The sequence below is a fragment of the Paenacidovorax caeni genome, assembly GCF_001298675.1.
Classification (GTDB): Bacteria; Pseudomonadota; Gammaproteobacteria; order Burkholderiales; family Burkholderiaceae_C; genus Paenacidovorax; species Paenacidovorax caeni.
This window is the reverse complement of record NZ_CYIG01000038.1, coordinates 18003-38454: the sequence shown is the minus strand read 5'-3', so window position 1 is coordinate 38454 and position 20452 is coordinate 18003. Positions and strand designations below refer to the sequence as shown.

Annotated in this window: 16 protein-coding genes, 1 tRNA gene and 1 pseudogene; 9 read left to right on the top strand and 9 right to left on the bottom strand. The window is 68.4% G+C overall.

The features are described from left to right. Positions 1–328 precede the first annotated feature (328 nt). Both BN2503_RS14690 and BN2503_RS21025 read right to left on the bottom strand, forming a co-directional pair. Positions 329–3619, bottom strand: a complete 3291-nt coding sequence (locus tag BN2503_RS14690; protein WP_054257395.1) for an acetyl-CoA carboxylase family protein — start codon at positions 3617–3619, stop codon at positions 329–331. 56 nt (positions 3620–3675) lie between these two features. Then, positions 3676–3867 (bottom strand): AMP-binding enzyme, encoded by a 192-nt coding sequence (locus BN2503_RS21025; RefSeq protein WP_054257394.1) that lies wholly within the window; start codon positions 3865–3867, stop codon positions 3676–3678. Positions 3868–4051: 184 nt separating this feature from the next. Between BN2503_RS21025 and BN2503_RS20725 the strand changes: the two genes are divergently transcribed. The 4 genes from BN2503_RS20725 to BN2503_RS14670 all read left to right on the top strand — a co-directional run bounded on the left by BN2503_RS20725 (position 4052) and on the right by BN2503_RS14670 (position 9003). Then, on the top strand, positions 4052–4201 hold the full coding sequence (locus BN2503_RS20725) for a hypothetical protein (RefSeq protein ID WP_175537934.1): 150 nt from the start codon (positions 4052–4054) through the stop codon (positions 4199–4201). A 103-nt stretch (positions 4202–4304) separates the two neighbouring features. Continuing rightward, positions 4305–5516: an efflux RND transporter periplasmic adaptor subunit gene (locus tag BN2503_RS14680; RefSeq protein WP_054257393.1), complete on the top strand. Its 1212-nt coding sequence runs from the start codon at positions 4305–4307 to the stop codon at positions 5514–5516. A 10-nt stretch (positions 5517–5526) separates the two neighbouring features. After that, positions 5527–7545 carry a MacB family efflux pump subunit gene (locus tag BN2503_RS14675; RefSeq protein ID WP_082366621.1) on the top strand — a complete coding sequence of 673 codons (2019 nt, stop codon included), beginning with the start codon at positions 5527–5529 and terminating at the stop codon, positions 7543–7545. A 78-nt stretch (positions 7546–7623) separates the two neighbouring features. After that, positions 7624–9003, top strand: coding sequence for an efflux transporter outer membrane subunit (locus BN2503_RS14670; protein ID WP_054257392.1), 1380 nt, complete (start codon positions 7624–7626; stop codon positions 9001–9003). Positions 9004–9059: 56 nt separating this feature from the next. Here BN2503_RS14670 and BN2503_RS14665 read toward each other — a convergent pair. Together BN2503_RS14665 and BN2503_RS14660 are read right to left on the bottom strand one after the other, a co-directional pair. After that, a pseudogene (locus tag BN2503_RS14665) lies at positions 9060–11623 on the bottom strand (cation-translocating P-type ATPase). A 129-nt stretch (positions 11624–11752) separates the two neighbouring features. Continuing rightward, a complete protein-coding gene (locus tag BN2503_RS14660) occupies positions 11753–12472 on the bottom strand; it encodes a YggS family pyridoxal phosphate-dependent enzyme (protein WP_054257391.1) in 720 nt (239 codons plus the stop codon). A gap of 36 nt (positions 12473–12508) precedes the next feature. Between BN2503_RS14660 and BN2503_RS14655 the strand changes: the two genes are divergently transcribed. The 4 genes from BN2503_RS14655 to BN2503_RS14640 all read left to right on the top strand — a co-directional run bounded on the left by BN2503_RS14655 (position 12509) and on the right by BN2503_RS14640 (position 16403). Continuing rightward, a complete protein-coding gene (locus tag BN2503_RS14655; protein ID WP_054257390.1) occupies positions 12509–13552 on the top strand; it encodes a type IV pilus twitching motility protein PilT in 1044 nt (347 codons plus the stop codon). A gap of 48 nt (positions 13553–13600) precedes the next feature. Further along, positions 13601–14236, top strand: coding sequence for a cyclic nucleotide-binding domain-containing protein (locus BN2503_RS14650; protein WP_054257389.1), 636 nt, complete (start codon positions 13601–13603; stop codon positions 14234–14236). Between the two features lie 33 nt (positions 14237–14269). Continuing rightward, positions 14270–15406 carry a PilT/PilU family type 4a pilus ATPase gene (locus BN2503_RS14645; protein WP_054257388.1) on the top strand — a complete coding sequence of 379 codons (1137 nt, stop codon included), beginning with the start codon at positions 14270–14272 and terminating at the stop codon, positions 15404–15406. A 73-nt stretch (positions 15407–15479) separates the two neighbouring features. Next, positions 15480–16403, top strand: coding sequence for an NAD(P)-dependent oxidoreductase (locus tag BN2503_RS14640; RefSeq protein ID WP_054257387.1), 924 nt, complete (start codon positions 15480–15482; stop codon positions 16401–16403). 145 nt (positions 16404–16548) lie between these two features. On the opposite strand, the gene BN2503_RS14635 is transcribed toward BN2503_RS14640, so the two are convergent. From BN2503_RS14635 to BN2503_RS14625, 3 genes are all read right to left on the bottom strand, one after another. Then, positions 16549–17205 (bottom strand): BON domain-containing protein, encoded by a 657-nt coding sequence (locus tag BN2503_RS14635; protein WP_054257386.1) that lies wholly within the window; start codon positions 17203–17205, stop codon positions 16549–16551. Beyond that, positions 17202–17801, bottom strand: coding sequence for an SIS domain-containing protein (locus BN2503_RS14630; RefSeq protein ID WP_054257385.1), 600 nt, complete (start codon positions 17799–17801; stop codon positions 17202–17204). The genes BN2503_RS14635 and BN2503_RS14630 overlap by 4 nt, the downstream gene beginning before the upstream one ends. A 66-nt stretch (positions 17802–17867) precedes the next feature. Further along, positions 17868–18260, bottom strand: coding sequence for a YraN family protein (locus BN2503_RS14625; RefSeq protein WP_054257384.1), 393 nt, complete (start codon positions 18258–18260; stop codon positions 17868–17870). Here BN2503_RS14625 and rsmI point away from each other — a divergent pair. Next, positions 18260–19180 carry a 16S rRNA (cytidine(1402)-2'-O)-methyltransferase gene (rsmI, locus tag BN2503_RS14620; protein WP_054257383.1) on the top strand — a complete coding sequence of 307 codons (921 nt, stop codon included), beginning with the start codon at positions 18260–18262 and terminating at the stop codon, positions 19178–19180. The genes BN2503_RS14625 and rsmI overlap by 1 nt on opposite strands. 431 nt (positions 19181–19611) lie before the next feature. Here rsmI and BN2503_RS14615 read toward each other — a convergent pair. Together BN2503_RS14615 and BN2503_RS14610 are read right to left on the bottom strand one after the other, a co-directional pair. After that, positions 19612–19687, bottom strand: a tRNA-Phe gene (locus BN2503_RS14615). Between the two features lie 51 nt (positions 19688–19738). Continuing rightward, positions 19739–20419 (bottom strand): response regulator, encoded by a 681-nt coding sequence (locus BN2503_RS14610; RefSeq protein WP_054257382.1) that lies wholly within the window; start codon positions 20417–20419, stop codon positions 19739–19741. Between the last annotated feature and the right edge of the window lie 33 nt (positions 20420–20452).

The following is a 20452-nucleotide window of genomic DNA, read 5'->3' as shown; positions in this document are numbered from 1 at the left end:
CAGGGCGTGGGGCGGGCGCGTGTGCCGCAGGACACACGCGCTTCGTGATCTGACTTGCCGCGTCTGTTTGAACGGAGCGCGTAGCGCGCAGTGAGTTACGCGGCACCGCCCCATGCCCGAGCACCGCAGGCTGCCCCGGAGCGAAGCACAGGGGATACGGACAGCAGGGGCGTGCTTCTTTTGCTTCCTTTTCTTGCACGAGCAAGAAAAGGGAGTCGCCCGCCGGGGCGAGTCCCGGCCCCGGGAAGCAAAACCATAAAAACACTACAAAAACGAGAGCAGCCAACAACCTTGAAAAGCATAGGCTTCAAACCGGAAAAGCACCACCTCACCAGGTATCGACAAACCCCGCCCCCACCTCGCGCACCCGGCTCCCCGCGAGCCCGCGCGCCAGCCAGGCGCGTGTGTCGGCCGGGTCGATCACGGCATCGATCTCCAGCGTGCTGGCCATGTGCAGCGCCTCGCCGTGCGCGTACTGGCGCGCCAGCAGCTTCTGGAACAGCGCGTCGCGCTCGGCGCCCTCGGGCAGCGCCTCCAGCTCCTTGCGAAAGCCCAGGCGCACGGCGCCCTCCAGCCCCATGGCGCCGAATTCGCCCGTGGGCCACGCCACGTTGAACACCGGCGCGTGAAAGCTCCCCGCCGTCATGCCCATGGCGCCCAGCCCGTAGCCCTTGCGCAGCACCACGCTGAAGTACGGCACGCGCAGCTTGGCGGCCGTGACGAACAGGCGGCTGACGTGGCGTACCTGGGCGGTTTTTTCGGTGTCCGGGCCGACCATGAAGCCCGGTGTATCGACCAGGCTGACCAGCGGCAGGCCGTGCGCGTTGCACAGCTGCATGAAGCGCGCCGCCTTGTCGGCCGCGTCGGCGTCGATGGCGCCGCCCAGGTGCGCCGGGTTGTTGGCCAGCAGCCCCACCGGACGGCCTTCGATGCGCGCCAGCGCGGTGTGAATGCCCACACCAAAGCCCGTGCGCAGCGGCAACAGGCTGCCGACGTCCACCAGGTGCGCCATGGCGGCGCGGGTGTCGTAGGCGCGCAGGCGGTTCTCGGGCACCACCTGGCGCAGCAGGCGCGTGTCGGGTGCAGCCCAATCGGCGCTGCGGCCCTGGAAGAAGGCCAGGTACTGCTTGGCCGCGGCCACGGCCTGGGCTTCGTCGTCCACCAGGATGTCGATCACGCCATTGGCATGCTGCACGCCGCTGGGGCCCACCTGCTCGGGCGTGAACACGCCCAGACCGCCGCCCTCAATCATGGCCGGGCCGCCCATGCCGATGGTGCTGGCACGCGTGGCGATGATGGCATCGCTGCAGCCCAGCAGCGCCGCGTTGCCCGCAAAGCAGCGCCCGTGGGCAATGCCCACCACCGGCACCTGGCCGGACAGCGCCGCGTAGGCCGCGAAGGTGTGTACGTGCAGCCCCGCCACCACGGGGATGTCGGTGTCCCCGGGGCGCCCGCCGCCGCCTTCGGCGAACAGCACCACGGGCAGCTTCTGGGCCAGGGCAATGCCCAGCATGCGGTCGGTCTTGGCATGGTTGCGCATGCCCTGCGTCCCGGCGAGCACGGTGGCGTCGTAGGCCATGACGACGGCGCGCGACTTCTCCTCGCCGAAGCGCGAGCCATTGATGCTGCCGATGCCGGTGACCATGCCGTCGGCCGGCGTGTTGACCACCAGGTCGTCGATGCTGCGCCGGCGCGTCTGCGCGGCAATGGCGAGCGCGCCGTACTCGATGAAACTACCCGCGTCATACAGGTCGGCAATGTTCTCGCGTGCACTGCGGCTGCCCTGGGCGTGGCGCTTGGCCATGGCCTCGGGGCGCGCGGCGTCGAGCGTGAAGGCATGGCGGTCGATGCTGCGCTGCAGGTCGGCGCGGATGTGCGCAGGGTCCAGCGCCGCCTCTGCCGCCTGCGCCTGTGCACCCTCCTGCGGCGCGGCGGCCAGCACCAGCAGCGGCTGGCCCTGGGCCACGTAGCTGCCCGCCGGCACCAGCAGCGCCTGCACGGCACCGGCCTGCGGGGCCTGCAGCACATGCTCCATCTTCATGGCTTCGAGAATGCCCAGCTCGGCCCCGGCGACCACCACCGCGCCTTCGGCCACCGTCCACTGCACGATACGCGCAGGCATGGGGGCGGTGACGGCGCCCTCGGGCACCGGGGCCGCCGCTTCAGGCTTTACGTCAAAAGTACCCTCAGCCCTTTCATGGTGAGCGCTGGCAGCTATGGTTTGTGCAGCATCCAGCAGCTCGGGCAGCACCTCTTCAAGCCAGCGCGTGTGCACCGCCTGGGTGTCCATCTCGGGCCGCGCTGCCAGGGCGCGCAGCAGCGCCAGGTTGGTGGCCAGGCCGGGGATGCGGCACTCGGCCAGCGCGCGGCGCGCGCGCCCCAGCGCGTCGGTGAAGCGCGGCGCCGGGCTGTGCACGATGAGCTTGGCCAGCAGCGTGTCGTAGTGCGGCGAGGGGCTGGCACCCGGCGTGGCGTGGCTGTCGATGCGGATGCCCGGCCCGGCGGGCCAGGCCAGCGCGCCGATGCGGCCGCCGCCGGGCTGGGCGCTGCCGTCGGCCGCCAGCGTCTCGGCGTTGATGCGCCACTGCATGGCGTAGCCGCGCGGCGCGGGCGGGGCTTTGGGGTCCAGCCCCAGGTCGGCCCAGCGCGCGCCCGCCGCCAGGCGGATCTGCGTCTGCACCAGATCGACACCGAACACCTCCTCGGTAATGGTGTGCTCGACCTGCAGGCGCGGGTTGGCCTCGATGAAGACGTAGGGCAGCGCCTCGGACGCCGGATCGACGAGGAACTCGAAGGTGCCCAGGCTTTCGTAGCGCAGCGCGGCCGCCATGCGCAGGGCGTCGCGCGTGATGCGCTCGCGCAGCGCCTGCGGCAGGCTGGGGCTGGGGGCGATTTCCACCAGCTTCTGGAAGCGCCGCTGCAGCGTGCATTCGCGCTCGCCCAGCGCCAGGGGGCGCGCACTGCCGTCGCCCAGCACCTGCACTTCGATGTGGCGCGCACCGGCCATCAGGCGCTCGACGTACACGCCGTCGACGCCGAAGGCCGCACTGGCCTCGCTGCGGCAGCGCGCGTAGGCTGCGGGCAGCTCGGCAGCGCTGCACACCGCGCGCATGCCGCGCCCGCCGCCGCCGCCCACGGCCTTGACCATGATGCCGCTGGCGCCCTCAGCCAGCTGCGCGGCGAGGAAGGCGCGGGCTTCGTCCAGCGTCACGGCCTCGGCGCTGCCGGGCATCAGCGGCACGCCGCATTCCTGTGCCAGCGCGCGGGCGCGCGCCTTGTCGCCCAGCAGCGCGAGCTGCGCAGGCGTGGGGCCGATGAAGCGCACACCGGCATCGGCACAGGCCAGGGCGAAGGCGGCGTTCTCGCTCAGGAAGCCGTAGCCCGGGTGCAGCGCGTCGCAGCCCTGGGCATGGGCGATACGCAGCAGCTGCGCGCCGTCCAGGTAGGCGGCGGGGCCGCTGGCCTGCAGCGGCACGGCCACGTCGGCAGCGGCCACATGCGGGGCCTGGGCGTCGTCCTGCGCGTACACGGCGACGCTGGCCACGCCCAGCTCCTGCAGCGCTCGCACCAGGCGCAGCGCGATTTCGCCACGGTTGGCGACCAAGACTCGTTGGAACATAGTGCTTTCGATTCAATAGCTGCCAGCGCTTGCCAGCAAAGGGGCAGAGGCGATTTTCATGCCATGTCGCGCAGCACCTTGCCGGCGCCGGTCGCGGGCAGGGCATTGAGAAAGCGCACCGCGCGCGGCACCTTGTAGGGCGCCATGCTGTCGCGGCACCAGGCAACGAGGGCCTCGGCGTCGAGCGTCTGGCCCGGCCGGCGCGCGACGAAGGCCCGCGCGTCTGGCACCGGTGCGAAGGCGGTCATGGCATGTCTCCCGGGGTGTTCTGTCGCCGCTGGCGCCGGGGCCGTCCGCGCGGCGCCGCACCATGGCTTCGCCACAATATACCGATTGGTAACACAACCATAGACAGAGATATCGCCCGCGTGACACCTGACGCCTGACACCTGACACCTGGCCAGGCATTTCTGTCGCCCTGCCCCTGCCTGCGTGCGCCAACGGACTGCCGCGCCAGGCGGCAACGCCAAGCGCATCCCGCAGCCGCCGCGGGCCCTGAGCACCGCCCCGAGCTACGCCAAACCCACCCTGCAGCAGATCGTGCAGGCGCTGGGGCTGCGGCCCCGCGCGGTACGGGGGTAAGCTGCCGGGTTTACCGGAACTTTACGCCTGCGCCACCGCCTGTCCGCACGGCCTTGGCACACTCCGGGCGTCCTGGCTTCTGTTTGCCCTCCTCCCTCGCACCATGCTCCTGACGCGCAAGTCTTTCACCCCGGCGCGCATCGCCGCCCTGGCGGCTGTGCTGGCCGCTGCCGCCATCGGCGCCAAGCTGCTGTTTTTCTCCGCGCCGCCTGCACCGCACTTCGTCACCGCCACCGCCACGCGCGGCGACCTGGAGGATGCCGTGCTGGCCACAGGCACCGTGCAGGCTTTCAAGCAGGTGAGCGTGGGGGCGCAGGTGTCGGGCCAGGTGAAGACGCTGTTCGTCGAGCTGGGCCAGCGCGTGAAGAAGGGCCAGCCCGTGGCCGAGATCGACTCGACGACGCAGCAGAACACGGTGCGCAACGCCGAGGCGGCGCTGGAGAACGTGCGCGCCCAGCTCGCGGCGCAGAAGGCCGCGCTGGTCCAGGCCGAACTCGGCTACCGACGCCAAAAGCACCTGCTCGACAACGAGGCGGGCGCGCGCGCCGACTACGAGGCGGCCGAGGCCCAGCTCGCCACCACGCGCGCCAACATCGCCGCGCTGCAGGCGCAGATCAAGCAGGCCGAGATCACCGCCGATACGGCCAAGGTGAACCTGGGCTACACCAAGATCGTCTCGCCCATCGACGGCATCGTCGTGGCCCTGGTGGTGCAGCAGGGCCAGACGGTGAACGCCAACCAGACCACGCCCACCATCATCAAGGTGGCGCAGCTCGATACGGTGACGGTGAAGACGCAAATCTCCGAGGCCGACGTGGTGAAGGTGGAGCCCGGCCTGCCGGTGTACTTCACCATCCTGGGCCAGCCCGACCAGCGCTACCACGCCCAGCTGCGCACCATCGAGCCGGCGACCGACGCCATCCTCACCGAGGGCACGGGCGTATCGTCCAGCAGCACCAGCGCCAGCACCACCACGGCCATTTACTACAACGGCCTGTTCGACGTGCCCAACCCGGACAACAAGCTGCGCATTTCGATGACGGCGCAGGTCACCATCGTGCGCGCGCAGGCCAAGGGGGTGGTCATCATCCCCGCGTCGGCACTGGGCCCGCGCGGCCAGGATGGCCGCTACAGCGTGCGCGTGCTGGGCGCAAATGGCCAGCCCACGGCGCGCCACATCCGCGTCGGCATCAACAACAACGTCAACGCCGAGGTCACCGAGGGCCTGGCCGAAGGCGACAAGGTGGTGCTGGGCGAGGCCGCTGCCGGAGCGCCAGCGCAGAGCGGCATGGCGCGCCCGCCCATGCGCCTGTGAGGGCTGCGCGATGAAGCAGGAATGCCCACCCTCCGCCGGTGACGACTCTGCCCCGGCGTGGAACGCGGCAGACACGCCGCTGCTCTCCGTGCGCCAGCTGGGCCGCGCGTTTCCGGCCGGCGAAGGCACGGTGGCCGTGCTCCAGGACATCGACCTCGACATCCGTGCGGGCGAGATGGTTGCCATCGTCGGCCAATCGGGCTCGGGCAAGTCCACGCTGATGAACATCCTGGGCTGCCTGGACCGGCCCACCAGCGGCAGCTACCGCGTGGCCGGGCGCGAGACGCACGCGCTCGACGCCGATGCGCTCGCGGCGCTGCGGCGCGGCCACTTCGGCTTCATCTTCCAGCGCTACCACCTGCTGGGCGACCTGACGGCGCGCGGCAACGTCGAGGTGCCGGCCATGTACGCCGGCGTGCCCGCGCCGCAGCGCCGCGCACGCGCCGCCGCACTGCTCACCCGGCTGGGCCTGGAAGACCGCATGGAGTACCGCCCGGGCCAGCTTTCGGGCGGGCAACAGCAGCGCGTGTCGATCGCGCGTGCGCTCATGAACGGCGGCAGCGTGATCCTGGCCGACGAACCCACCGGAGCACTCGACACCGCCAGCGGCAAGGAGGTGATGAAGATCCTGCAGGAGCTGCACGCCGAGGGCCACACCATCATCCTTGTGACGCACGACATGGCCGTGGCCGAGCACGCCGAGCGCATCCTCGAACTCCGTGACGGCCGCATCATCGACGACCGGCCCACCGCGCGCATGGCCGGCCAGCCGCCCACCACCACGGCTGCGCCCCCCCGGCAGCCCGGCGCACGCGATGGCCTGGGCGCGCTGCGCGACCGCTTCCTCGAAGCGTTCCAGATGGCGCTGATCGCCATGAACGCGCACCGCCTGCGCACCTTCCTGACCATGCTCGGCATCATCATCGGCATCGCCTCGGTCGTGGCCGTGGTGGCGCTGGGCGAAGGCTCGCGCCAGCAGGTGCTGAAGAACATCAGCGCCATCGGCACCAACACCATCGAGGTGTTCTCGGGCACGGGCTTCGGCGACCGGCGCGCCGCCGCCGTGCGCACCCTGGTGCCGGCCGATGCCGACGCACTGGCGCAGCAGGGCTACGTGGACAGCGTCACGCCCACGCTCAGCAGCGCCGTCACGGCGCGCTACCGCAACGTCGAGGCCTCGGCCACGGTGCTGGGCGCCGGCGCGCAGTACTTCCGCGTCAAGGGCGTGAAGATCGCCCAGGGCACGGCCTTCGACGCCGACCACGTCAGGCGCCGCGACCAGGTGGCCGTGATCGACGACAACACGCGCAAGACCCTGTTCCCAAACACGCCCTCTCCGGTGGGCGAAGTGCTGCTGCTGGGCAGCGTGCCGGTGCGCGTGATCGGCGTGGCGGCCAAGAGCGACTCGGCCTTCGGCAACAGCGAGGCGCTCAACATCTTCGTGCCCTACACCACGGCCATGAGCCGCATCGTCAACCAGAACTACCTGCGTTCCATCACCGTGCGCGTGCGCGACGACGCGCCCACCGACGCCGCCGAGCAAGGCATCAACCAGCTGCTGGAGCGGCGCCACGGGCGCAAGGACTTCTTTGTGCTGAACACCGACAGCATCCGCCAGACCATCGAGGCCACGACACGCACCATGACGCTGCTGATCTCCTCCATCGCCGTGATCTCGCTGGTGGTGGGCGGCATCGGCGTGATGAACATCATGCTGGTGAGCGTGACCGAGCGCACACGCGAGATTGGCGTACGCATGGCCGTGGGGGCGCGCCAGGGCGACATCCAGCAGCAGTTCCTGATCGAGGCGGTGCTGGTGTGCCTGATCGGCGGGGTGCTCGGCATCCTGCTGGCGCTGGCCTTCGGTGCCGCCTTCGCGCAGGCCAGCAAGGACTTCCAGATGGCCTACTCCACCAGCTCCATGCTGGCGGCCTTCGCCTGCGCCACGCTGATTGGCGTGGTCTTCGGCTTCCTGCCCGCGCGCAGCGCCGCGCGGCTCGACCCGGTGCAGGCGCTGGCGCGTGAATAGCTACTCTTTTAATAGCTGCTAGCGCTTGATGGTATTGGCCTAGAGGCTGATTTTGCTAGTATTTTCTGCGAACCACCCATGACACAGACCGCCCACCTTCGCACCGCCGCACTGGCGCTGGCCCTGGGGCTCGCCGGCTGCACCACGCCGCGCACGCCGTACGAGGCGCCCGCCGTGGCCGTGCCCACGCAGTGGCCGCACACCCAGGCCAGCGCGCGCGACGCGTACAGCGCCACCGGCGGCTGGTGGCGCGCCTTCGGCGACCCGGTGCTCGACGACCTGGTTGACGCCGCACTGGCGCACAACAACGACCTGGCCGCAGCCACCCTGCAGGTGCGGCGTGCGCAGCTGCAGGCGCGGCTGGCCGAGCACCGGCCCAACGTCAACGCCAGCCTCAGCACCAGCGCGGCGCGCGCCCTGGAAGGCAGCGCCGACATCACGCGCGCCAACAGCGCCTCGCTCGGCGTGAGCTACGAGCTGGACCTGTGGGGCCGCCTGGACGCAGCGCACGACGCCGCACGCTGGGAAGCCCAGGCCAGCGCCGAGGACCGCGAGGCCACGGCCCAGGCCCTAGCCGGCACCACGGCCACGCTGTACTGGCGCGTGGCCTACACCCGGCAGCGCCTGGCCTTGGCCACCGAGAGCATCGGCTACGCCGAGCGCACGCTTGCGCTGGTGCAGACGCAGTACGAGGCGGGCGCGGTGTCGTCGCTGGAGCTGGCCGAATCGCGCCAGAGCCTGGCGAGCCAGCGCGCCGCCCTGGCGCAACTGCAGCAGCAGGCCGTGGAAACCGCCAACGCGCTCGCACTGCTGTTCGACGGCGCCGCCACCGGCCCCGCCGCGCCGGGCTGGCGCGCGCCGCAGGCCCTGCCCGATGGCGCGCTGCCCGGCGTGGCCCCCGGCCTGCCCGCCGAACTGCTGGCGCGCCGCCCCGACCTGCGCGCGGCCGAGCTGCGGCTGCGCGGCACGCTGGCCAGCGGCGACGCCACGCGCCTGTCGTACTACCCGCAGCTCTCGCTCACCGGTGCGCTTGGCGGCAGCAGCAGCGCCCTGGGCAGCGTGCTGGCCAACCCTGTGGCCACGCTGGGCGCGGGGCTGGTGCTACCGTTTTTGAACCAGACCGAAATGCGCACCAACGCCGCCATCGCGCAGACCGACTACGAGCGCGCGGTGGTGCAATTCCGCCAGACGCTATACCAGGCGCTGGCGGATGTGGACAACGCCCTCTCGGCACGCCGCCAGTACGCTGAGCAGGCCGTGCAGCTGGAGCAGTCGCTGGCCGACGCGCGGCGCGCCGAAAGGCTGTACGAAGTGCGCTACCGCGCCGGCGCCGTGGCACTCAAGCCGTGGCTCGACGCCCAGGAAAAGCGCCGCAATGCCGAGATCGCACTGGCCGAGAACCGACTCAACCGGCTGGTCAACCACGCCACGCTGTACCAGGCGCTGGGCGGCACCTGAACGCCTGGGCCAGGCCGCGCTGGGCCAGCACGCGCGGTTGAGCCTCCGGCAGAAAATCAGCGGCTGACCTTGCCGCTGCGGCTGATCCTTCGCACCAGCTCCAGCCACACCAGACACAGCGCCAGCAAACAGGCCCCGACCGCCAGCCCCTGCAGCCCGGGCCAGGCCAGGCCCATGACCTGGCGCAGCCACGGCAGCCCCAGCACAGACACCAACAGCACACCCATGGCGGCAGCCATGCGCCACAGCCACGGGTTCGGGTCGGTCACCCCCCACAGGGCAGGACGCGCGAGATCCCGGTTGGCCAGGATCAGCAGCAGCACACACGACACCAGGACCACCAACACCACCGCGCGGCCTTGTTCGGGCTGCCAGCCTTGCGCGCCACCAGCCACGCCTGGCCCGCCAGCAGCACCGCCGCGATGCCCGCGCCCTGCAGCACCGACCACAGCAGGGGCGCAACGGCAAACGGGGAGTCGGCCACGGGCCGTGGCGGGCGCTGCATGGTGTCGGCATCTTCCGGCTCGGCTTCAAAGACGATGGAGCAGGCCGGGTCGATCAAGAGCTCCAGCAGCACGATGTGCACCGGCAGCAGCAGCGCCGGCCAGTGCAGCACCGCAGGGACCAGCGCCAGCCCAATGATCGGGATATGCACGGCGAAGACGAACCGCGTGGCCTTGCGCACGTTGTCGTCAATGCGGCGCCCCTGGCGAATGGCGGCCACGATGCGCGCAAAGCTGTCGTCCAGCAGCACCAGGGCGGCGGCCTCGCGGGCCACATCGGTGCCACGCTCGCCCATGGCGATGCCCACGTCGGCCGCCTTGAGCGCCGGGGCGTCGTTGACCCCGTCGCCAGTCATCGCCACCACTTCGCCACGGGCGCGCAGCAGACGCACTAGGCGCAGCTTGTGCTCGGGTTTGAGGCGCGCACACAGATCGACATGGCGCAGCCGAGCGGCCAGCGCCGCGTCATCCAGCGCCTCCAGCTCCGCCCCCGTGAGGGTTTGCGGACGCTCGGACAGCCCCACCTGGCGCGCGATGGCGCGGGCCGTGGCCGGGTGGTCACCCGTCATCATGATGACGCGCACGCCCGCGCGGCGGCATTCGGCCAGCGCAGCAGGCACTTCGGGGCGCGGCGGGTCGGCAAGCGCCACCAGGCCCAGAAAATCGAAGTCGAAATCGTGCTGGCTGGACGGCCATGGCGGCGGCTGGTTGCTGCCTGGCGCGGCGCCTTTCCAGCGCCCGCACGCCACGCCCAACACGCGCAGGCCACGCTCGGCCATGGCTTCCACCTGGCAGCGGATGGCGCTGCGCCGCTCGGGGTCCAGGTGGCACAGGTCGGCCACCGCTTCGGGCGCGCCCTTGGTGGCCAGCAGGTGCACATCCGGCTCACCGCTGGCGAACACCCGGGTCATGGCCAAAATATCGCCAGAGAGGGCGTACTCAAACTCCGGCTCGCGCCCCACGTGCACATGCTCGGTGCCGGCCAGCCACTGGCGGCCGAAATGCTGGATGGCTTTTTCCATCGGGTCGAACGGATCGCCCGGTGTGGCCAGCATGGCGAACTCGACCAGCCGGTGAAAATCTTCGGGCAACTCGCTGGCGCCCTCTGCGCGGAAATGCGGGCCGTCCGTCGCCAGCTCGGCCACGGCCATGCGATTGACGGTGAGGGTGCCGGTCTTGTCCACCGCCAGCACGGTGATGGCACCCAGCGCCTCCACCGCGGTGACGCGCCGTGTCAGCACCTTCTGGTGGGAAATACGCCAAGCCCCCAGCGCCAGGAACACGGTCAAGATCACCGGAATCTCTTCCGGCAGGATGGCCATGGCCAGGGCAATGCCCGACAGCAGGCTGTCGAGCAACGGGTGGTCGTTCCACCACCAGCCCAGCAGCACCTGGGCCGATGCAAGCACCACCGCCGCCAGCCCCAGGGCGCGTACCAGCTTGCGTGAGCCTGATTGGAGCGCCGACGGTGGCTCCACCGTCGTGGCCAGATCTGCACCGATGCGCCCCACAGCGGTCTGGGCCGCCACGGCATGCACCTCGGCAACGCCCACGCCCCGGGTGACCACCGTACTGGCAAACAGGCGGCTGGCGTTGTCTGGTGTCTCGGCGCCCTGTGCCGCAGCCTGTTTGGCAACGGGAACCGCCTCCCCCGTCAGCAAGGATTCATCCACCTCCAGCTGGCCATCGACCAACACCGCATCGGCGGCGATGCGGTCGCCTTCATGCAGCACCAGCAGGTCACCACGCACCACATCGCGCCCGGCGATGCGCTGCTCCTGGCCGTCGCGGATCACTAGGGCACGCGGCGCCGACAGATCGCGCAGGGACTCCAGGGCGCGCTGCGTCTTGCGTTCCTGCGCCAGCGTGATGCCAATGACCACGAAGACAAAGCCCAGCAGGAACAAGGCCTCGGCCCGGTCGCCCAGCGCCAGGTAGATGCCCCCGGCGGCCAGAAGCATGAGAAACATGGGCTCGGTGAGCACATCGCGCACGATGGCGGCCGTGGATTTTGGGGCGCTGCCTGGCAGCAGGTTCGGGCCTTCCGTGCCCAGACGGGCTGCGGCCTCGCTGGCACTCAACCCTTGCAATGGGGGCTTGTCAGAGGGTGATGGCATCGCGAGAAACTCATGAAATGCTGGAACTTGGCGCCCTGCTGGACACGCTGGTCCAACTTACCTTAGGCAAAGCACAGGGGGTGAGGGATGCACCCCCGCCCAACTTGGCGCAGCGTGGCGCAGCGACGCTCACGAATACGTGCGCGCGCCAAAGATGCCCCGCCCCACGCGCACCAGGGTGCTGCCAGCGGCGATGGCGGCCTCCAGGTCGCCAGTCATGCCCATGGACAGGGTATCGAAGCGCTCCAGGCCCGCGAAGCCCTGCGCCTTAATGCGTTCAAAAATGGCTGCAGCCCTTGCGTGGAGAGCGCGTTGCGCTTCAAAATCAGGAGCATCATCGGGAATGCTCAGGACACCGCGCAGCACCAGACGCGGCAGCCGGGCGACAGCCTCGGCCAGCGCTACCGCCTCCTCAGGGGCCACGCCGGACTTGGTGGCGCCGCCGTCCACGTTCACCTGGATGCACACCATGAGCGGCGGCAGGTGCGCGGGGCGCTGGTCGGACAGGCGCTGCGCGATCTTGAGGCGATCCACGGTCTGCGCCCAATCGAAGTGCTCGGCCACCAGCCGCGTCTTGTTGCTCTGGATGGGGCCGATGCAATGCCATTCAAGGGTCGCAGCTAGTTCAGGCGCCAGCGCGCGCAGCGCAGCCATTTTTTCCACGGCTTCCTGGATGTAGTTTTCGCCAAAGGCACGCTGGCCTGCGAGTGCGGCGCTGTGCACCGCCTCGGGGCCGAAGGTCTTGGATACGGCGAGCAGCGCAACGCTCGCGGGTGCGCGCCCGGCGCCCTGGCAGGCCTGCGCCATCTGGCCCAGAACCTTTTGGAGGTTGTTGGCAATCGTGGTCATAATGTTTGGCAGCGTACCAAACGATAGAGGGATTTCGTGGACATTACCCAATTGCTGGCTTTCAGCGTCAAGAACAAAGCTTCCGACCTGCACCTGTCCGCTGGGCTCCCTCCCATGATCCGCGTGCACGGCGACGTGCGCCGCCTGAACGTCGATCCGCTGGACCACAAGACCGTGCACTCCATGGTGTACGACATCATGAGCGACGCCCAGCGCAAGCTCTACGAAGAATTCCTGGAAGTGGACTTCTCCTTCGAAATCGAAGGGCTGGCGCGTTTCCGCGTGAATGCGTTCAACCAGAACCGTGGCGCAGCCGCGGTGTTCCGGACCATTCCGAGCAAGATCCTGACGCTGGAGCAGCTCAACGCGCCGAAGATCTTTGCCGACCTGGCGCTCAAGCCGCGCGGCCTGGTGCTGGTGACGGGCCCGACGGGTTCGGGCAAGTCCACCACGCTGGCGGGCATGGTGAACCACCTCAACGAGACCGAGTACGGCCACATCCTGACCATCGAGGACCCGATCGAATTCGTGCACGAGTCGAAAAAGTGCCTGGTGAACCAGCGCGAGGTCGGGCCGATGACGCTGTCGTTCGCCGCCGCGCTCAAGTCGGCGCTGCGCGAGGATCCGGACGCCATCCTGGTGGGCGAAATGCGCGACCTCGAAACCATCCGCCTGGCCATGACGGCGGCCGAAACGGGCCACTTGGTGTTCGGCACGCTGCACACCTCCAGCGCGGCCAAGACCATCGACCGGATCATCGACGTGTTCCCCGCCGAAGAAAAGGAAATGGTGCGCGCCATGCTGTCCGAGTCGCTGCAGGCGGTGATCTCGCAGACGCTGTGCAAGCTCAAGGACGGCTCGGGCCGCGTGGCCGCGCACGAGATCATGCTGGGCACCAGCGCCATCCGCAACCTGATCCGCGAGGCCAAGGTGGCACAGATGTACTCGACCATCCAGACCGGCAACAGCGTGGGCATGCAGACCCTGGACCAGAACCTCACCGATCTGGTGCGCCGCAACATCATCAGCCCCGCCGAGGCCCGCAGCAAGGCCAAGATCCCGGAAAACTTCCCCGGCTGAGCCTGATTCACCCTTACCGCGGCCCCGGCGGCCGCCCAGGAGCACCTTATGAAAGGCATTCTGAGCCTTCTGCGCGCGAAAACCACTGCGCACAAGCCCTCCGAGGAGAGTGGCGACTCGGTTTTTTTCACCACCGCCTTCGCCGGACAGGGCGTGGACGACTCGCTGCTTGTGCCCTGGGAGGCCCGCGCCGTGGAAATCGGCGCCAAGCGCCTGCCCACCAGCCGCGGCGGCAAGCTGCTGCAGGCGCTGTGGTCCAAAGACAAGTACATGGCACACCTGGACAAGGACGCCGTGGAGCGCATGGAGCGCTTCTTCGAGTTCGCCGCCATCGCGCCGAGCCGCGACGTGATCCGCCAGGACGAATACGGCAACTTCATGGTAGTGCTGCTCACCGGCACCATCGCCGTGGACCGCGTGCAGCCCTGGGGCGAGCACCTGCGCCTGGCCGAGACGCGGCCAGGTGACATCCTGGGCGAAATGTCGCTGCTGGACAGCGGCATCCGCTTTTCGGCCTGCACCACGCTGACCGACTGCGAGATCGCCGTGCTCTCGGCCGAGGCCATGGACGACATGATGAGCAAAGATCCCCAGCTCGCCGCGAGCCTGATCGCGCTGCTGGCCCGCAAGCTGTCGCTGCGCCTGCGCGTCGTGAGCGCACGCCTGAGCGAGCACCGCCAATAACCCGCCCCCAGGGCACCCCACGGAGAAGCGCTGATGGAACGCGACCAGGCCAGTAAGTTCATCAATGACCTGCTCAAACTCATGGTGAGCCGAGGCGGCAGCGACCTGTTCCTCACGGCGGAATTCCCCCCGGCGATCAAGGTGGACGGCAAGGTGACCAAGGTGTCGCCCCAGCCGCTCACGCCGGCCCACACCATGACGCTGGCGCGCTCCATCATGAGCGACCGCCAGGTGGCGGACTTCGAGCGCACCAAGGAGTGCAACTTCGCCATCTCGCCCTCGGGCATCGGGCGCTTTCGCGTCAACGCCTTCATCCAGCAGGGCCGCGTGGGCATGGTGCTGCGCACGATTCCGCTGACCCTGCCCACCATCGACGGCCTGGGCGTGCCGCAGGTGCTGAAGGAAATCGCCATGACCAAGCGCGGCCTGTGCATCCTGGTGGGTGCTACGGGCTCGGGCAAATCGACCACGCTCGCCGCCATGGTGGACTGGCGCAACGAGAACTCGTTCGGCCACATCATCACCGTGGAAGACCCGATCGAATTCGTCCACCCGCACAAGAACTGCGTGGTCACGCAGCGCGAGGTGGGGCTGGACACCGAGAGCTGGGAGGCTGCGCTGAAGAACACGCTGCGCCAGGCGCCCGATGTGATCCTGATGGGCGAGATCCGCGACCGCGAGACCATGGAGCATGCCGTGGCCTTTGCCGAAACCGGCCACTTGTGCCTGGCGACACTGCACGCCAACAGCGCCAACCAGGCGCTGGACCGGGTCATCAACTTTTTCCCAGAGGAGCGCCGCGCGCAGTTGCTGATGGACCTGTCGCTGAACCTGCGTGCCATGGTGTCGCAGCGCCTGCTGCCCAAGCAGGACGGCAAAGGCCGTGCCGCAGCGGTCGAGGTCATGCTGAACACGCCGCTGATCGCTGACCTGATCTTCAAGGGCGAGGTCGCCGAGATCAAGGAGATCATGAAGAAGAGCCGCAACCTCGGCATGCAAACCTTCGACCAGGCGCTGTTCGACCTGTTCGAGGCCAACATCGTCAGCTACGAAGACGCACTGCGCAACGCCGACTCGCTCAACGATCTGCGGCTGCAGATCAAGCTCAGCAGCCAGCGCGCCAAGACCATTGACCTGGCCTCTGGCACCGAGAACTTCGCTATCGTTTGAGCGGCCCCGTTCCAAGCCCTGTACGCCCGCCCCGCAAGGGGCGTTTTCCTTTCCTTCCCCCTGAAAGCCCGCCATGTCCAGCACCCCTTCCCGCACCTACGAACCCACGCCCGCACGCAAGGTGGCTTTTCTCGGCCTCGGGGTCATGGGCTACCCCATGGCAGGCCACTTGGCGCGGGCGGGTCACCAGGTCACGGTGTACAACCGAACCGCTACTAAATCCATAGCTTGGTGCGCAGATTACGCAGGCGCTGGAGGCAAAAATCATGCTCAGGCGGCAACCCCGCGTGAAGCCGCGCGAGGGGCCGACATCGTTTTCTGCTGCGTTGGCAACGACGATGATCTGCGCGCCGTCACGCTCGGCGCTGATGGCGCGTTCGCCGGCATGGAGCCTGGTGCCATCTTTGTAGACCACACCACAGCCTCGGCCGAAGTGGCACGCGAGCTGTACCGCGCCGCGCGCACCCTGGGCCTGCAGTTCGTCGATGCCCCGGTCTCGGGCGGTCAAGCGGGCGCACAGAATGGCCAGCTCACGGTGATGTGCGGCGGAGACCTGGCACCCTTCGAGGCGGTGCGCCCCACAGCGATGGCGTTCTCGCGCGCCTTTACGCGCATGGGAGACAGCGGTGCAGGCCAGCTCACCAAGATGGTCAACCAGATCTGCATCGCCGGGCTGGTACAGGGGTTGTCTGAAGCCGTGGCGTTTGGCATGCAGGCGGGGCTGGACATGCCTCTGGTGCTCGACGTCATCGGCAAGGGCGCAGCGCAAAGCTGGCAGATGGACAACCGCGGCAAGACCATGGTCGAAGGCAAGTTCGACTTCGGCTTCGCCGTGGACTGGATGCGCAAGGACCTGGGCCTGGTGCTGGCCGAGGCACAGCGCAACGGCGCAAGCCTGCCCGTCACGGCACTGGTCGACCAGTTCTATGGCGACGTGCAGCGCATGGGCGGCAACCGCTGGGACACCTCCAGCCTGATCGCACGCCTGACAAAGTAAGGGGCGATCTGCCAACCCGGCGCCTATGGGTTGGCCTCTACCCTGATAGCCAGCAAGAAAGCCGCTGACCGTGCTTATGCGGAGGGTGCCGATCTAAAGCACGGCTGGGGCGAACCCACCGCACGCAAGGTTGTAGGCCTCCGTATCAGGGCGTGCGGTCGGGGTCGCGCGTCACCGGCGCGGGCTGGGGATTGGCGAAATTGCGGCGCAGCTCCTCTTCGGAAATGATCTCGAACACGCGCACCACCTTGGTCACACCGCTGACGCCACGGGCAATTTCGGTGGCACGCGTCGCCTCACGCTGGGTCACGCGGCCCATGAGGTAGACCACGCCGCGCTCGGTCACGACCTTGAAGGCGGCACTGACCAAATCCTTGGCGTCGACAAAGCTGGCCTTGACCTTGCCGGTAATAAGGGTGTCATTCGAGCGCTGTGACAGCGACGAAGGCGGCGCCACCACCAGGTCGTTGACGATGGAACGCACGTTCTCTACCTCGCGCAGGGTCTGCTCCGCCTTCTGGCGGTCTTCCTGCGTGGGCACTTCGCCGGTCAGCAGCACCTGGCGGTTCCAACTGGTCACGTTGACGTGGGCCCGATCGCCGTACAGGCCATGCAGACGGTTGGCCGCACGAAATTCGATGCCCTCGTCCTCCAGCTGCGTGCCCGAGGTACGGCGGTCGACCGCCACCAGGGTGCCCACGGCGGCACCGCCCATGACCAGCGGCACACAGGCCGACAGCCCCCCCGCCAGCGCGGCGGTAGCGAGCAGCATACAAACGCTGCGGGATCGTTCAAATTTCATAGCGGTACCTCCTGTTCACCCAGTAGTTGTGCATCCACGCCATCGCACAGGCAGTGCAGGGCCAAGCCGTGAACCTCACGCACGCGCGCGGGGCGTTCGTGTGGCACGGCAATCCATACGTCGGTCTCGCGCAGCATGGCCGCCAAAGCGCCACCGGCCTGCCCCGTAAGGGCAACCACGCTCATGTCGCGCTCATGCGCCGCCACGGCCGCTGCCAGGAGTGCAGGATCGTTGCCCGCCACCGACAACAGCAGCAAAACGTCACCCGCCTGCCCCAGTGCGCGCACCTGCCGTGCCAAGCCTTGCTCTGCGTCGATCTGGCCCGACGGCGAGGCATGCAACGCCGCGTCAGCGCTGAGCGCCAGTGCCGCCAGTTCCGGGCGCTCGCGCTCGAACCCCGCCACACACAGCGCGGCGAACTGCCGCGCCTGTGCCGCAGAGGGGCCACTGCCGCAGGCCAGCAGCTTGCCGCCGCTGGTCACACACGCCAAGACGGCCTGCACGGCTGCCGCGATGGGCTGGCTCAGTACCTGCGCGGCTTGGTACTTCAGGTCGGCGCTGTCGATGAAATGCTGTTGGATGCGTTGCTCAAGCATGGGCGGCAATGATAGCGGCCCATTGCCACAGGCCCTGTAGCAAAGCGTTGGTGTGTGCCCCGCCGGTCAACCGTCGGCGTCAAAGGCGGCACGCACCCATTGCACCTGGCCACCCTCCACCAGCACGGCATCAAAGCGGCACGGCGGCGGCGATGGCCAGCGCAGCAGGTAGTGGCGCGCCGCCAGAACGATGCGCCGGCGCTTCGCGGCGCCGATGCTCGCCCCCGCGCCGCCATGGCTTGCCTGGGCGCGGCTGCGTACCTCGACGAAGACGAGCGTACCGTCGGGCGCGCACAGCACGAGGTCAATCTCACCGCCGCCGCGCCCGGGCGTCCGATAATTGCGCGCCTGCAGGCGCAGGCCGGCCGCCTGTAAATGGGCCAGCGCCAAGTCTTCAGCCGCCTGCCCCACGGCCCGCGTGGTACGGCCGCGCAGCCCCATTTTTTCAAGGAAATCCATTGAGCGCCTCTTTCGCTTCCGCCCTTGGCGCCGCCCGCGAGGCGGCGGCTGCGCAGCATTATCCGCAAGGGGCGCTGTACGTGGTGGCCACGCCCATCGGCAACCTGGCCGACATCACGCTGCGCGCGCTGCACGTGCTACAGCTTGCCGATGCCATCGCCTGCGAGGACACGCGCCACACCCAGGCGCTGCTGCGCTCGTACGGGCTGGAGCGCCCCGGTAGCCAGTTGTTGGCCGTGCACCAGCACAACGAGCAGGAGGCCGCGCAAACCGTGGTGCAACGCCTCCAGGCGGGCCAACGCATCGCCTACGTGAGCGACGCAGGCACCCCGGGCGTGAGCGATCCCGGCGCACGCCTGGTGGCGGCGGTACGCGCTGCAGGCCTGCGCGCCCTGCCGCTACCCGGCGCAAGCAGCGTGACGACCGCACTGAGCGTGGCGGGCGTCGTGGCGCAGGGCGTAGAGGCTTCGGGCTTCGTATTCGCCGGCTTCCTGCCGGCCAAGCCAGGGGAGCGAGCCCAGGCCGTGGCAACGCTGGCGCAAGAGCCGCGCTGCGTGGTGCTGCTGGAAGCCCCGCACCGCATCGCCGAGCTGGCCCAGTCTCTGGCAACGCTCGGCGCGCGCCCTGTCACCCTCGGGCGCGAGCTGACCAAGCAGTTCGAGGAAGTCGTGACGCAACCCGCCAGCGAATTGCCCGCCTGGCTCGCCGGAGCACCGCAGCGCACGCGCGGTGAATTCGTGGTGCTGCTGCACCCTGCCGCCACGGCGGGAGATGCCGGCGAGGGCCTGCGCGTGCTGCGCCTGCTGCTACAAGAACTGCCCGTGAAAACCGCCGTGCGACTGGCGGCAGAGATCACAGGCGAGCCCCGCAACGCCCTGTACGCCGCGGCCCTGGCGCTGAAGCACGAAGACAGCGAATGAAAAATGGCTCCAGCGCTTGCCAGGCAAGCGCTGCAAGCTATGAATTCAGAAGCAGACCCTGCGACTGCAGAAGGCAACAAAAAAGCCCTAAGTGTTTGAATCCTTAGGGCTTTTGTACGTTCACGGACTTCCGCGAACTTTGATTTGGTGGTCCTGGGGGATATCTGCACGGGTAATTCGTACCCCGATGCCCCTCTACTCACAGCACCTCATAAGGGGGTTCCGCTTTCTGCTCGATGCCTCGCCACAGCGCCAGCCAGATGCAGTAACTTTTGCAGCAGCAAACGGCCTCGGGCGAGTTACTGTAAAAGTTACTGCACAATGGCCCGGATGCACGCGGAAGTTACTGCACTTTGGCGGACAACAAAAAAGCCCTAAGTTTTTGAATCCTTAGGGCTTTGTGCGTTCACGGACTTTTGCGAACTGTGATTTGGTGGCTCGGGGCGGAATCGAACCACCGACACGCGGATTTTCAATCCGCTGCTCTACCAACTGAGCTACCGAGCCAAGACTCAAATTATAGCCAGAAAAAAAGCCTCCTGGCTCTTTCTGCGAAATTTATCCGCGCTTGTTGCGCCCCAGTTCCACGCCCAACTGGCGCAGCTTGCGGTACAGGTGGGTGCGCTCCAGGCCGGTCTTCTCGGCCACACGCGTCATGGAGCCACCTTCGCGCGCCAGATGGAACTCGAAATAGGCTTTCTCAAAGCCATCGCGCGCCTCACGCAACGGTCGATCCAGATCGAACCCCTGGTGTGCCAGCGGCCCCATGTCGGCCGGCATCACCGGGCTGTGCAGTGGCAGGCTGACGACCGCGCCGTCGCTCATTGCGGCCAGAGGCTTGTGCGTCGCCAGCGCGGCAGGCGCGGCATTGGCCTGGCTGCGCGCCAGCCCCTGCTCCACGGCCTTGAGCAGCTTCTGCAGGGTGATGGGTTTCTCCAGGAAGGAGAAGGCGCCGATACGTGTGGCTTCAACAGCGGTGTCGATGGTGGCATGGCCGCTCATCATGATCACAGGCATGGTCAACAGCCCCGTCGCCGCCCACTCCTTGAGTAGCGTGACGCCGTCGGTGTCTGGCATCCAGATATCGAGCAGCACCAGGTCGTAGGTGGCGTCCATGCGGGCGCTGCGGGCCTGTGTCGCGTTCTCAGCGAGGTCCACGCTGTGTCCCTCGTCGTTCAGGATTTCGGACAAAAGATCCCGAATGCCGAGTTCGTCGTCCACCACCAATATGTTTGCCATGTCTGTGAAGCGCCTTGTCTTGCGATGCGGTGT